Annotated in this window: 13 protein-coding genes; 11 read left to right on the top strand and 2 right to left on the bottom strand. The window is 68.9% G+C overall.

Annotation, left to right across the window (positions count from 1 at the left end; all coding sequences use genetic code 11):
* Positions 1-83 precede the first annotated feature (83 nt).
* Positions 84-1,364: an NAD(P)/FAD-dependent oxidoreductase gene (locus tag DVK03_RS04190; protein ID WP_115802296.1), complete on the top strand. Its 1,281-nt coding sequence runs from the start codon at positions 84-86 to the stop codon at positions 1,362-1,364.
* A gap of 54 nt (positions 1,365-1,418) precedes the next feature.
* Here the strand turns inward: DVK03_RS04190 and DVK03_RS04185 are convergent, their stop codons facing one another.
* Positions 1,419-2,111, bottom strand: a complete 693-nt coding sequence (locus DVK03_RS04185) for a metallophosphoesterase (protein WP_115802295.1) — start codon at positions 2,109-2,111, stop codon at positions 1,419-1,421.
* A 130-nt stretch (positions 2,112-2,241) separates the two neighbouring features.
* On the opposite strand from DVK03_RS04185, the gene DVK03_RS04180 reads away from it, so the two are divergent.
* On the top strand, positions 2,242-3,021 hold the full coding sequence (locus DVK03_RS04180) for a MarR family transcriptional regulator (protein WP_115802294.1): 780 nt from the start codon (positions 2,242-2,244) through the stop codon (positions 3,019-3,021).
* Positions 3,022-3,058: 37 nt separating this feature from the next.
* Here the strand turns inward: DVK03_RS04180 and DVK03_RS04175 are convergent, their stop codons facing one another.
* Positions 3,059-3,658 (bottom strand): J domain-containing protein, encoded by a 600-nt coding sequence (locus DVK03_RS04175; protein ID WP_004064334.1) that lies wholly within the window; start codon positions 3,656-3,658, stop codon positions 3,059-3,061.
* A 77-nt stretch (positions 3,659-3,735) separates the two neighbouring features.
* Here DVK03_RS04175 and DVK03_RS04170 point away from each other — a divergent pair, with 77 nt between their 5' ends.
* From DVK03_RS04170 to DVK03_RS04130, 9 genes are all read left to right on the top strand, one after another.
* Positions 3,736-3,984 carry a hypothetical protein gene (locus DVK03_RS04170; protein WP_004064335.1) on the top strand — a complete coding sequence of 83 codons (249 nt, stop codon included), beginning with the start codon at positions 3,736-3,738 and terminating at the stop codon, positions 3,982-3,984.
* A gap of 117 nt (positions 3,985-4,101) precedes the next feature.
* Positions 4,102-6,387, top strand: coding sequence for a phosphoenolpyruvate synthase (ppsA, locus tag DVK03_RS04165; RefSeq protein WP_004064336.1), 2,286 nt, complete (start codon positions 4,102-4,104; stop codon positions 6,385-6,387).
* A gap of 129 nt (positions 6,388-6,516) precedes the next feature.
* Entirely contained in the window at positions 6,517-7,590 is a 1,074-nt protein-coding gene (gene mfnA, locus DVK03_RS04160; protein ID WP_115802293.1) for a tyrosine decarboxylase MfnA, read from the top strand.
* A gap of 48 nt (positions 7,591-7,638) precedes the next feature.
* Positions 7,639-8,205, top strand: coding sequence for a YqaA family protein (locus tag DVK03_RS04155; RefSeq protein ID WP_004044126.1), 567 nt, complete (start codon positions 7,639-7,641; stop codon positions 8,203-8,205).
* 290 nt (positions 8,206-8,495) lie between these two features.
* Positions 8,496-10,673 (top strand): methionine--tRNA ligase, encoded by a 2,178-nt coding sequence (gene metG / locus DVK03_RS04150; RefSeq protein ID WP_115802292.1) that lies wholly within the window; start codon positions 8,496-8,498, stop codon positions 10,671-10,673.
* A gap of 130 nt (positions 10,674-10,803) precedes the next feature.
* Positions 10,804-11,109 carry a hypothetical protein gene (locus DVK03_RS04145; RefSeq protein ID WP_115802291.1) on the top strand — a complete coding sequence of 102 codons (306 nt, stop codon included), beginning with the start codon at positions 10,804-10,806 and terminating at the stop codon, positions 11,107-11,109.
* 71 nt (positions 11,110-11,180) lie between these two features.
* Entirely contained in the window at positions 11,181-11,468 is a 288-nt protein-coding gene (locus DVK03_RS04140; RefSeq protein WP_115802290.1) for a hypothetical protein, read from the top strand.
* Positions 11,469-11,582: 114 nt separating this feature from the next.
* A complete protein-coding gene (pyk, locus tag DVK03_RS04135; protein WP_004044130.1) occupies positions 11,583-13,340 on the top strand; it encodes a pyruvate kinase in 1,758 nt (585 codons plus the stop codon).
* Positions 13,341-13,384: 44 nt separating this feature from the next.
* Positions 13,385-13,633, top strand: coding sequence for a hypothetical protein (locus DVK03_RS04130; protein WP_004064342.1), 249 nt, complete (start codon positions 13,385-13,387; stop codon positions 13,631-13,633).
* The last annotated feature ends 193 nt before the right edge of the window (positions 13,634-13,826 follow it).

Raw genomic sequence — 13,826 nt, 5'->3', positions numbered from 1 at the left:
ACGGGGGGAGGGACTAAGCCCTTCCCGTCGGTCGATGGCCGCCACCCGTAGCGGCTTTGTGTCGCCCGTCCGAGAGACGTGGTATGGACGATAGCCACATCGCGGTCGTCGGCGCGGGCCTCGCGGGCCTCGTCGCCGCGCGACACCTCGCCGCCGACGGGGCCGACGTGACCGTCGTGGAGCGGCGCGACGACGTCGGCGGGCGGGTCCGCACCCGGACGAAAGACGGCTTCACGCTCGACCGCGGGTTTCAGGTCCTCTTCACCGACTACCCCGCGGTCCGGCGGGAACTCGACCTCGACGCGCTGGACCTCCGGCGGTTCACGCCCGGCGCGACCATCTGCCGACCGAGCAGGCGCGCGGTGCTCTCCGACCCCCTTCGCGACATCGGGAGCCTGTTCGAGTCCGTCCGCAACCCCGAGGTGACGACGAGCGACAAGCTCCGGACGCTGGCGCTCAGACAGGACGTGAGCACCCGCGACGAGGACGAAATCTTCGCCGCCGCCGACCGGAGCATCCGGTCGTACCTCCGCGACTGGGGCTTCTCCGAGGACTACATCGAGCACTTCGTCGCGCCGTTCTACGGCGGCATCACGCTCGACCGCTCGCTCTCGTCGTCGAAGCGGGTGTTCGAGTACACCTTCAAGATGCTCTCGACGGGAAGCACCGCGGTCCCCGCGGCGGGGATGGGGGCGGTTCCCGAACAGCTTGCCGACGCCGCCCGCGACGAGGGCGCGACGTTCCGCCTCGGCGAGCGCGTGGAATCGGTCGAATCCCGCGGCGACGGCGCGGTCGTCACCACGGGCCGCGAGTCGCTCGAAGCCGACGCGGTCGTCGTCGCCACCGACCCCAAGGAGGCGCGCCGGCTGACCAGCGTCGGGTCGATTCCGACCGAGGCCCACGGCTGTGTCACCCAGTACTACACGCTCCCGAGCGGGAGCGGACTCGACGCGGGCAAGCGCATCATGCTCAACGCGCCGAGTCCCGACCCCAACACGGTCGTCCCGCTGTCGACGGTCGCGCCGGAGTACGCCCCGCCGGGCAGAGAACTCCTGAACGCGACGTTCCTCGGCGCGGCCGCGCAGGACGACTCCGAGGAAGCGCTGTTCGAAAAGACCCGCCGGACGCTCGAAGCGTGGTACCCCGAGCGCTACTTCGACGACCTCGAACTGCTCCACACCGACTACATCTCCTTCGCGCAGTTCGCCCAGCCGCCGGGCGTCCACGAGTCCCTGCCCGACGCCCGCGACGCACCCGGTCGCGCGTACCTCGCCGGCGACTACACCGCGTGGTCGTCGATTCAGGGCGCGATGCGGAGCGGCAAGGAAGCGGCCGACGCCGTCCGCGACGACCTCTCGTCGTAGGTTCTCGCGCGCTTCGCCGCCGTTTTCCGCCCCTCTCCCGCCCACCTCGACTCCTCAGAGCAACCGCCGAAGCTTCCCCAGCGGCGGGAACGTGAGTGTCTCCCCGGCGTCTTCGTCGCGGACGAGCGGCCGGAAGACGCTCGCGTCGGTGACGAGCGGCGACTGGAAATCGGCCCCTCGCATCCCGTTTACTTCGACGCCCGCGGCGAGACGGGTGAACGCCGGCAACATCAGCACGTCGCCGCCGCGGTAGGCGTCGGGGCCGTAGAGGACACAGGGCCGCCGGCAGCCCTCGACGGCGAGCGTCGGGTGGTCGTGGCCGACGACGTAGCGCTCGGCGTCGCCGTCGGGGTCGCGGTGGCCGTGGCAGACGAGCGTCCCGTCAGCGAGGCGGTACTCGTCGTGAACCTCGCCCGACCGGACCGCCGCGAGCATCGTGTCGTGGTTGCCGGCGACGAACACCGGGTCGGCACCGGCGTCGTCGCAGGTCTCCGCGAGGGTTTCGAGGGCCGCGACGTGGCGCTCCGAGACGCGGTCGAACCGGTGGAGCACGTCGCCGGCGAAGACGACTTCGCGGGGGTCGAACTCGGCGCAGTAGGCTCGCAGGCGCGCCGCGAGGTCGGTCCCCTCGCCGAGCGGGAAATCGACCGCCGAGGCGTCGGCTCGGCCGACGTGGAGGTCCGCGAGGACGAGCGCGTCGGCGTCGGGGAGAGAGATGGCGCGCTCGCGGACGGAGACGCTGGTCACGGCCGAGTGGAGGGTCGGCGGAGACAAATCACCACCGGAGGCGCGCGCCGCGCCGAGGGCCTGCGAGCGGGCGGTCGAACCGCGTGGTGGAGCAGGGGCCTTTTTAGTCGGTGCGTCCCACCTTCGGCACATGAGCGGCGCACTGGAGGACAAGCGCACCGCGACCCGGTTTCGCATCCTCGCCGAGATAGCCGACCGACAGCCGGCGGTGAGCCAAGGCGAAATCGCCGAGGCGGTCGGGGTGACGAGTCAGGCGGTCTCCGAGTACATCCGCGACCTCGTCGAAGACGGGCTCGTCGAAAAGCAGGGCCGGTCGCGCTACCGCGTGACGAAAGAGGGGGTCGACTGGCTGTTTCAGGAGGCTCGCGCCCTCCAGCGGTTCGCTGAACACGTCACCGACGACGTGCTGGAGAGCGTCAACGAGGACGCCGCAATCGTCACCGAGGACGTGGCGGCCGGCGACACCGTGACGCTGTCGCTCCGCGAGGGACTGCTCCACGCCACGCCCGGCGACGACGGCCCGGCCATCGGCGTCGCCACCACCGACGCCGAGGCGGGCGGCGCGGCCAGCGTCACCGGCTTCGAGGGCGTCATCGAGATGGAACCCGGTTCGGTCCGCGTGCTGCAAGTGCCGCCGGCGCGACTTGCCGAGTCCGACGCGGTCGATTCGGACGCGCTCGCGGCGGCGTGCGACGACGCCGACATCGTCGTCGCCGCGGGCGTCGAGGCCGTCGTCGCCTGCCGCCACGCGTCGGTCGACGTGCGGACGTGGTTCGCGCCGGGCGAGGTCGCCGCCGACGCCGCGGCCCGCGGCCTCGACGCCGCGGTCGTCGCCAGCACCGACACCGCCGGGCGCGTGACCGACGCGCTCCGCGACGCGGGCGTGCTGTTCGAAGTGACGGAGCCGTAGCTCCGCGCCGGGTTCGGTTTTTCTCGCAGTCGAATTCTCAGCCCTCGGCGTGTTCTCGCGCCATCGTGTACGCCTCCCGTAGCTCGCGGAACCGCTCTCGGTCGCCGCCGTGGTCGGGATGCACGTCTTTTACCCGTGCGCGGTAGGCGTCCTGAACGGCCTCGGAGGAGGCGGTCGCGGGGAGGTCGAGGCGGTCGAACGCGGCCGACACCGGGTCGTCGAGGTCGGCCAGTTCGGGCTCGACGTCCGGCACGTCGAAGGGGAGGCGGCGACCGAGCTGACCGCCGGGCATCTCGTGTTCGCAGAGGACGGCGTAGACGCCGGCGCGTTCGAGGCGGAAGAACGCCTGCGCGTCGAAGGTGATGGCGACGCCGCGGTCGGGGAGGAAAAACGCCACCGTCTCGCCGCGGACCGGGCGGTCCTCGACGAACCGCTCGTCGATGGAGCTGAGGTAGTCGCGGATTTCGACGCGACGGCGACCCGTTCCGTCGACGCGGGGGCCGCGAGAGACCTGCTGCTCCGGGAACACACGGCCGCCGACGACGAACACGCCGGCGACGACGACGGAGGCGACCGCGCCCGCCGCGAGGCCGACGACGAGCCACGGCGGGAGCAGAAAGACCCACTCCGGAAGCACGCTAGCACCCAAGTGACGAGCGGTTATGAACCCCTCGCTGCCCGTAGGGATTTGCCGCCGGCGGCACAAGCGACGGTATGCGACCGATCCGATTCGAGGAGGCCGACAGCGCCGAGCGCACCCAAATCGGCGAGGGACTGACCCGGCCGGCCGTCGCCGCCGGACGACTGGAGACGGGCCGCGACGAGGGGAAGTACTTCCTCCGCCACGACGACGGCTGTGCCGTCTGCGGGACGCCGGTCGAAGCCGGGTCGCCGTTCTACCTCGACCCCGACGCCGGCGAGGTGCTCTGCGAGGAACACGGGCGGGAGCGCAGAGAGTCCTAAAACCGGGCGTCTCCGCGCCGTCGCCGCAATTTCATACTCGGCTTCGAGTGAGTTTTCATTCATACTTGTTTCGTTCGCAAACTTCTTTATCGGGGTGCGGGACCATACGAACATCACATGGCTGTAGTCTGGCTGGACGACGTACGGGCCGACGACCTCGACCTGGTCGGCGGGAAAGGCGCGTCGCTGGGTGAACTCACGGGTGCGGGGCTTCCCGTGCCGCCGGGATTCGTCGTGACGGCGAGCACGTACCGCGCGTTCATCGAGGACGCGGGCATCGACGACGAGCTGTTCGCCGCGGTCGAGGTCGACCACGAGGACTCCGCGGCGCTCCAGGCGGCCCACGAGGCGGCGCACGACCTCATCATGGAGACGCCGATGCCGGACGACGTGCGGGAAGAGATTCTCGACGCCTACCGGAGCGTCGGCGAGGGCGACGCCTTCGTCGCCGTCCGGTCGTCCGCGACGGCCGAGGACCTGCCGGACGCCTCCTTCGCGGGCCAACAGGAGACGTTCCTGAACGTCACCGAGGAGGACCTCCTCGACCGCGTCAAGGAGTGTTGGGCCTCGCTGTTCTCCGAGCGCGCCATCTACTACCGCAACCGGAAGGGATTCCCCCACGACAAGGTCGATATCGCGGTAGTCGTCCAGCAGATGGTCGACGCCGAGAAGTCCGGCGTGATGTTCACCCGTCACCCCTCGACCGGCAAGAAGGAGATTATCATCGAGGCCGCGTGGGGGCTCGGCGAGGCCGTCGTCTCCGGCACCGTCTCGCCCGACAACTACGTCGTCAGCCGCGAGAGCGGTGAGGTCGAAACGGCGACCATCGCGGACAAGAAGACGATGTGCGTCCGCGACGAGGAAAGCGGCGAGACCGTCATGCGCGACGTGCCGAACGGTCGCCGGCACGAGCGCGTCCTGACCGACGACGAGGTGTCCCGCCTGCTCGAACTCGGCGAGTTGGTCGAAGACCACTACGAGAAGCCGCAGGACGTGGAGTGGGCCGTCTACGACGGCGAGGTGTACATGCTCCAGTCGCGCCCGATTACGACCATCGCGGAGGGCGACGACGGCGAGGAAACCGAAAGCGAAGGCGACAGCGGCGGGAGTTCGCGGGCGACCGCGACCGGCGACGACGTGCTCATCCGCGGCCTCGGCGCGAGCCCCGGCATCGCCTCCGGCCGCGCCCGCATCGTCACCAAACTCGACCACCTCGACCAAGTGGCCGAGGGCGACATCATCGTCACCGAGATGACCATGCCGGACATGGTGCCCGCGATGAAGCGCGCCGCCGGCATCGTCACCGACGAGGGCGGGATGACCTCCCACGCGGCTATCGTCTCCCGCGAACTCGGCGTGCCCGCGGTGGTCGGCACCGGCGACGGGACGAAGACCCTCGAAGACGGCGAGGTCGTCACCATCGACGGCGACAAGGGAACCGTCCGCGAGGGCGAAGAGCCCGAGGAGAAACAGCGCCAGCCCGTCGAGGAAGCCCGCCCCAAGACGCCCGTCAAGCCGATGACCGCGACCGAGGTCAAGGTCAACGTCTCCATCCCCGAAGCGGCCGAGCGCGCCGCCGCAACGGGCGCTGACGGCGTCGGCCTGCTCCGTATCGAGCACATGGTACTCACGCTCGGCAAGACCCCCGAGCGGTTCATCGAGCAGAACGGCGAGCGCGCCTACGTGGACGAAATCGTCTCGGGCGTCCGCGAGGCCGCAGAGGAGTTCTACCCGCGGCCGGTGCGCGTCCGCACTCTCGACGCGCCGACCGACGAGTTCCGACAGCTGGAGGGCGGCGAAAACGAGCCGCGCGAGCACAACCCGATGCTCGGTTACCGCGGCATCCGCCGCGGCCTCGACAACCCGAGCGTGTTCCGCCTCGAACTGCAAGCGTTCCGCCGCCTGTTCGACATGGGCTACGACAACCTCGAAGTCATGTTCCCGCTCGTCAACGACGCGGAGGACGTGCTGCGGGCGAAAGAGCACATGCGCGAGGCCGGCATCGACCCCGAAAAGCGCGAGTGGGGCGTCATGATAGAGACGCCCGCGGCGGCGCTCTGCATCGAGGAACTCGCCGACGCCGGCATCGACTTCGCCTCCTTCGGCACGAACGACCTGACGCAGTACACCCTCGCGGTGGACCGCAACAACGAGCACGTCGCCGACATCTACGACGAACTGCACCCGGCGGTGCTCAAACTCATCGGCGACACCATCGAGACGTGTCGCGAGGTCGGCGTGAAGACGAGCATCTGCGGGCAGGCCGGCTCGAAGCCCAAGATGGTCCAGTTCCTCGTCGACAAGGGCGTCAGCTCCATCTCGGCCAACATCGACGCCGTCCGCGACGTGCAACACGAGGTCAAGCGCGTCGAACAGCGACTCCTCCTCGACTCGGTCCGCTGAGGTCCGTCGAAGTCGAGGGCCGACCACCCGCGTTCCGCCTTTTCTCGACCCAGTAGCGGTGGCCGTCGGCTGGGCGACGCGGCGCACCGGAGCGGAACCGATATACTGGGCGTGGGTATAGTGGGATGCATGCAGCGCGCGGCACCGCAGGAGTTCGACCGCGTCCTCTCTTCGATGTGCACCCGACCGCACCCGGCCGCCCGAAAGGCCGCAGAGCGGTTCTTTGCCACCAACCCCGGCGACCCGGCGACCTATCAGGCCGTCGCCGCCCTCGAAGAAGACGCACTCTCGTACCTCGGCGAGATTACCGGCCTCTCGGCCCCCCACGGCTACGTGACGAGCGGCGGGACCGAAGCCAACATCCAGGCCATCCGAGCCGCGCGAAACCACGCCCGCGACGACGACCCGAACGTCGTCGCCCCCGAGAGCATCCACTTCAGCTTCCAGAAGGCCGCCGACGTGCTCGACGTGGAGCTCCGAATCGCCCCCGTCGACGACGACTACCGCGCGAACGTCGCGGCCGTCCGCGAGGCGGTCGACGACCACACCGTCCTCGTCGCCGGCGTCGCCGGCACGACCGAGTTCGGCCGCGTCGACCCGATTCCCGAGTTGACGGCGGTCGCCCACGACGCCGGCGCGCTGATGCACGTCGACGCCGCGTGGGGCGGCTTCGTCCTCCCCTTCACCGACCACGAGTGGTCGTTCGCCCACGCCCCCGTCGACTCGATGACCATCGACCCCCACAAGTACGGGCAGGCGGTCGTCCCCGCCGGCGGCCTGCTGTTCCGCGACAAGTCGGTCGTGGACTCGCTGGCGGTGGATACGCCGTACCTCGAATCCGCCTCGCAGGCGAGTCTCACCGGGACCCGAAGCGGCGCGGGCGTCGCCTCCGCGGCCGCCGCGATGCGCGAACTCTGGCCCGACGGCTACCGCGACGCCTACGAGCGCCAGCAGGCGAACGCCGACTGGCTCTACGACGAACTCCGCGCCCGCGGCTACGACGCCGTCGAACCCGAACTCCCGCTCGTCGCCGCGAGCGTCCCCGACGAGCAGTTCGAGTCGCTCCGCGACCTCGGCTGGCGCATCTCGCGGACCGCGAGCGGCGAACTCCGCATCGTCTGTATGCCGCACGTCTCCCGCGAGTCGCTCCGGGCGTTCCTCTCGGACCTCGACGACCTCCGGTCGGGACCGACGCGTAACTGACCGGTCCGAACCTGAAAACTTACAACCGACTGGCTTCGACCCTCTCGTGTGTCCCTCACCGCGTTCGCATCGCTCGCAGACCTGACGCTCAGTCTGTACCCCGACTTCTCGTGGCTCTCGTCGCTCGTCGAGACGGCCACCGGCTGGGTCGGGCTAGTCATCATCTTCGCCTACTCGTTTCTCATCGCCTTCGCCCTCCCGGGCGTGAGCGAAATCGTCCTCGCCGCGCCGCTCGACCTCGGCCTCTCCCACGGCGCGAAGCTGGCGGTCATCATCCTCGTCAGCGGCGCGGGCAAGGCCGCCGGGAGCGTCTTCGCGTTCCACATCGGCCGCCAGACGAAGGAGTCGGGCTACGTCGAGCGGGCGCTCGAACGGTTGCCCGTCGACGTGATGGGCTGGACCGAGCGCAAGGCCGTCCAAATCGCACAGAACTGGGGCTTCGCCGGGCTCGCGGCCGCGCTCTGCGTGCCGGGCTTTCCCGACACGCTCTCGATTTACGCGTTTTCAGTCCTCGAAGACGACTACCTCAAGTTCGCCGCCGCGACGTTCGTCGGCTCCTGCGGCCGACTCGTCGTGACCGTCATCGGCATCGAGGCCGCGCTGGCGTTCCTCTGATTGGGGCGAGGGGCGAGCCCCCAAGCGTCCCGAGCACACCGAGCGTTGCCGGAGCGTCCCAACAATTTATACGCCCGCTCGGCTTCAGTACCGGTGTGACCGCGACGGGTCTCCCCGACAACATGCGTATGCGCGCTCCCTTTTAGCCGCGGGTGGACCCGCCTCCAATCGTCGCCTCGGTAACGTGAGACGACGGTCGGACCCGGCGAACCTCGGGGCAGAATCGCACCGCCAGACAGACGCATCCGAAGCGGCGGGCTTTAGGCCCGCTTCCGAGATACACGACATATATGAGTCACGAGGACTTCCCCACGGAGAACCCAGCGGTGGTGACGTGTGGACTGCCGTACGCGAACGGCGACCTCCACATCGGCCACCTCAGAACGTACGTCGGCGGCGACATATACAGTCGCTCGCTGCGAACACTCGGCCAGCAGACGGCCTTCGTCAGCGGGTCGGACATGCACGGTACCCCCGTCGCCGTCAACGCCGAGAAGGAGGGCGTCACGCCCGAGGAGTTCGCGCTCCGCCACCACGAGAAGTACGAGGCGACGTTCCCCCGCTTCAACATCGAGTTCGACAACTACGGCCACACCCACGACGAGACGAACACCGAACTGACGCAGGAAATCGTCCGCACGCTCGAAGCCGAGGGCTACGTCTACGAAAAGGAGATTCCGGTCGCCTACGACCCCGACGCGGACCAGTGGCTCCCCGACCGCTTCGTCGAGGGCGCGTGTCCGTACTGCGGCGCGCACGCCCGCGGCGACGAGTGCGACGAGGGCTGCGGCCGCCACCTCGAACCCGGCGAAATCGAAGACCCGACCTCGACGCTCACCGGCAACCCCGCGGAGTACCGCGAGCGCGAGCACAAGTTCTTCGCCGTCTCCGACCTCCAAGACTACCTGCAAGAGTTCATCGACCGCCTCGAAGGCACCTCGAACGCCCGGAACCAGCCCCGCGAGTGGATCGAGGGCGAACTGCAAGACTGGTGTATCACCCGCGACATGGACTGGGGCATCGACTACCCGGGCGTCTCCGAACCCGCCGAGGATTCGGAGGCAGACCAGACGGAGTCTGGGCGTGACGAGGGCGACGAGTCGGACGGCAGTTCGTCGCCGTCCGACACCTCCGACCTCGTCCTGTACGTCTGGGTCGACGCCCCCGTCGAGTACGTCTCCTCGACCAAGCAGTACACGGAGCGCGTCGGCGCCGACACCTTCGACTGGGAGGCCGCGTGGAAGGACGCGGGAGACATCGTCCACATTATCGGCCGCGACATCATCCAGCACCACACCGTGTTCTGGCCGGCGATGCTCCGCGGCGCGGGCTACGTCGAACCGCGTGCGGTCATGGCCTCCGGCTTCATCACGCTCAACGGCAAGGGCTTTTCCACCTCGCGCAACCGCGCCGTCTGGGCCGACGAGTACCTCGACGAGGGCTTCCACCCCGACCTGCTTCGGTACTACCTCGCCACCAACGGCGGCTTCCAGCAGGACGTGGACTTCTCGTGGTCGAAGTTCAAAGACCGCGTGAACAGCGAACTCGTCGGCACGGTCGGCAACTTCCTCTACCGGTCGATGCTGTTCGCGTACCGCAACTTCGAGGGGACGCCGGACGCGGAGGTGTCCGAGGAAGTCGAAGCCCGCATCGAGGAGGCCATCGACGAGTTCGAAGCCGGCATCAACGACTACTCGGTCCGGAAGTCCGGCAACGCCGCCGTTCGCCTCGCGCAGTTCGGCAACGAGTACATCCAGCGCAACGAGCCGTGGAAGCTCACCGACGAGGACCCCGAGGCCGCGGCGCAGGTCATCCGCGACTGCGTCCAAATCGCGAAGGCCATCGCCGTGCTGTTCTTCCCCGTCGCGCCGGAAAAGATGCAGGCGCTCTGGGAACAGCTCGGTGAAGACGGCTCGGTGGCCGACACCGGCGTCGACGACGCCTTCGAGGCCCCGCCGGCGTCCTTCGGTGAGCCCGAGGCGCTGTTCGAGAAAATCGAAGACGAGCGCGTCGAGGAGCTCAACGAGAAGCTCGAAGCGCGCGTGGCCGAGACGGAATCCGAAAGCGACGAGTCCGACGGGGACGCCGAGGAGGATATGGACGCTGACACCGACACCGACGCCGACATCGACTTCGAACCCATCGCGGACGACCGAATCAGCTTCGAGGAGTTCCAAGAACTCGACATCCGCGTGGGCGAAATCGTCGCCGCCGAGGGCATCGACGGCGCGGACAAACTCGCCAAGCTCACCGTCGACATCGGCGTCGAAGAGCGCCAAATCGTCGCCGGCATCAAGCAGCTTCACGACCTCGATTCGCTTTCCGGCTCGAAGGTCATCATCGTCGCCAACCTCGAAAAGGCCGAACTGTTCGGCGTCGAGTCCAACGGGATGCTGTTGGCCGCGGGCGACGAGGCCGACATCCTGACGACCCACGGCGACGCCGTCCCCGGCACGAAGGTGCAGTAGACGGCCGTTCCGACCCGATACGCGACTGACCGCGACCCGATATTTTCGACGCGCCGTGTCGCTGCCGATACCGTCCTCGTGGCAGACGCGGACCACAGCGCCTAACTGCGCCGACCCCCGAGCGTCGGCCATGCGAATCGGAAGACGGGAAGCGGTCGGAGTCGTCGTCGCGCTCGCGGTGTTCGCGGGCGTCGTCGCCGCGGTCACCGGCGGCGGCGCGGGCACCCTGACCGTCGAGCGCGTGGACGAACTCCCGCAGGGACAGGGCGCGGTCGCCTTCGGCAACCTCGACCCCGACCAGCGCGAGACGTTCGCGGAGGCCGTCTCGACCGGCGAGCCGGTGGCGCTACCGAACGAATCGGCGCGAAACGAGTTCGTCGACCCCGGCTACGTTCGGTACGACGGCGACATCTACCGGACGACCGTCTCCGACTGAGCCGGCGTTCGGCGCTCGAATCCCGCCCCGAGACCGGAGCCGATTTGAGCGGCGACGCTGGAGCGCCGTCCATGCGAGTCAGCGTGTTGCTCGCCGCGGCGCTCGTCCTCTCGACGGGCTGTCTCGGCGGCGGAAGCGGGACGGCGAGGCTGAGCGTCACCCGAGTCGACGACCTCCCGCAGGGCGAGGGGGCCGTCTCGTACCAGAACCTCGCCCCGGACCAACAGTCTGCGTTCCGGCAGGCGCTCGGGGGCGAGCCCGTGACGCTCCGGAAAGGAACGGACAGAAACGAGTTCCGCGACCCGGGATACGTCAGATACGACGGAGGAATCTATCAAACGACCATTATAGTTCCGTGAGGCCGCCCGAGCGGTCAGTTCGACGGGCGAACTATAGAGAGTACGTATGCGAACCCGTTACTCGGCACCGAGTTCATCATCGGGCTTTTTTATCAGTCACTCGTAGGCGACGCCATGAGAAACGCAAAAATCGTCTGCACCCTCGGTCCCGCGTCGTTCGACCGAGAGACGATTCGCGGGCTCGCCGACGCCGGCATGAGCGTCGCCCGGATGAACGCGAGCCACGGCAACGTCGAACACCGGTCCGACGTCATCGACAGCATCCGCGCCGTCGACGACGCGACCGACGAACCGCTCGCGGCCATGCTCGACCTGCAAGGCCCCGAAGTCCGAACCGCCGACATCGACGAGGACATCTACCTCGAAACCGGAAGCGAGGTCCGCTTCTACGAGGGCGACGAGGCCACGCCCGAGGCCGTCGGCCTGTCGTACTCCATCACCGCCGCGGAGGCCGGCGACACCATCCTCCTCGACGACGGCCGCATCGAGGCCACCGTCGAGTACGTCGAGGACGATTCGGTCCACGCGACCATCGTCTCCGGCGGGGAGCTCAGCTCGCGCAAGGGCGTGAACGTCCCCGGCGTCGACCTCGACATCGACCTCATCACCGACTCCGACTACGAGAACCTGAAGCTCGCCGCCGAGAAGGAAGTCGACTACGTCGCCGCCTCGTTCATCCGCGACGCGGAGGACGTCTACACCATCAGCGACACCCTCGAGAACCTCGGCGCGGAGATTCCCATCATCGCCAAAATCGAGCGCGCCGGCGCGGTCGACAACCTCGACGAAATCATCCAGGCGGCCCACGGCGTGATGGTCGCCCGCGGCGACCTCGGCGTCGAGTGCCCCCTCGAAGAGGTGCCCATCATCCAGAAGCGCACTATCCGCAAAGCGCAGGCCGCGGGCGTGCCGGTCATCACCGCGACCGAGATGCTCGACTCGATGGTCCGCTCGCGCCGCCCGACCCGCGCGGAGGCGTCCGACGTGGCCAACGCCGTCCTCGACGGCACCGACGCCGTGATGCTCTCCGGCGAGACCGCAGTCGGTGACCACCCCGTCCGCGTCGTCGAGACGATGTCCCGCATCGTCAAGGAAGTCGAAGCCAGCCCCGAGTACGACGAGAGCCAAGAACAGCGCGTCCCGACCGCCGACGAGGGCTCCCGCACCGAGGCGCTCGCCCGCTCGGCGCGCTACCTCGCCCGCGACGTGAACGCCGCGGCCGTCGTCGCCGTCTCCGAGTCCGGCTACACCGCCCGGAAGACCGCGAAGTTCCGCCCCGGCGTGCCCGTCGTCGCCGTCACGCCGAACGACCGGACGCGCCGCCAGCTCGCCGTCTCGTGGGGCGTCTCGGCGCAGTACGCCGATTACAGCCCGAGCGTCGAGGGCGTCATGGACGACGCCGTCACCGCCGCGCTCGACGCCGGCGTCGCGGAGTCCGGCGACACCATCGTCGTCCTCTCCGGCATGATGACGGAGCTCGAAGGGACGAACACGACGAACATGCTCAAGGTCCACGTCGCCGCCGAGCCCGTCGCCACGGGCCGGAAAATCGTCGGCGGCCGCGTCGCCGGCCCCCTCTACCGCACCGAGGACGGCGACCTCACGGACGTCCCCGAGGGCGCGGTTCTCGCGCTGTCGTCCGAGTTCGACGGCGAGTTCGACGGCGACGCCGACAAGCTCGCCGGCATCGTCGACGCCCGCGCGGGCATGACCGGCTACCCGGCGCTCGTCGCGCGCGAACTCGACATCCCGATGGTCTCGGGCGCGCCGCTGCCGAAGACCATCGCGCAGGGCGCGACCGTCACGCTCCACGCCGAGCGCGGCATCGTCTACGAGGGCGACGTCATCAACCACGACCGCGACAGCCGGTAGGAGTGCGGTAGCCCTTTCCCGCCGCGACGCCTACGCACGAGTCGATGTCCCGCGCACCCTCTCCCGAGGCCGACGACGACCGCGACGGTGACGGCGATGGCGACGGCGACGGCGAGTGGCGCTTCGGCGTCGACGACGTCGGCCCCGACGGCATCATCGACGACGAGCCCGAGTTCGAACAGCTTCCCATCGAACCCGAGTCGCCGCGGGCGGAGAACATCGTGTTCGTCCTGCTCGGCGTCCTTCTCGCGGTCGGACTCATCGTCGTCACCGTGTACCCGGGCGCGTTCTGAGCGACCCGCCGGACGCAGACCGCGACCCACTGTGAGAGCCGGCTTCCGCCGTCCGACTTTCCGTTTTGATAATCGGGACTGTTGATTTATGTGACCCCGAGGGGAACCACCGCCAACTCCCCGGCCCAGCCGAGTTGAGTCGCGCAGTCCGCACACCTCCCGTGGTGGTCGCCGCGTCGGTGCGCTCCGCGGC

Origin of the sequence: Haloferax sp. Atlit-109R (genome assembly GCF_003665865.1) — an archaeon.
GTDB lineage: Archaea > Halobacteriota > Halobacteria > Halobacteriales > Haloferacaceae > Haloferax > Haloferax volcanii.
This window is presented reverse-complemented; position numbering and strand designations above follow the sequence as displayed.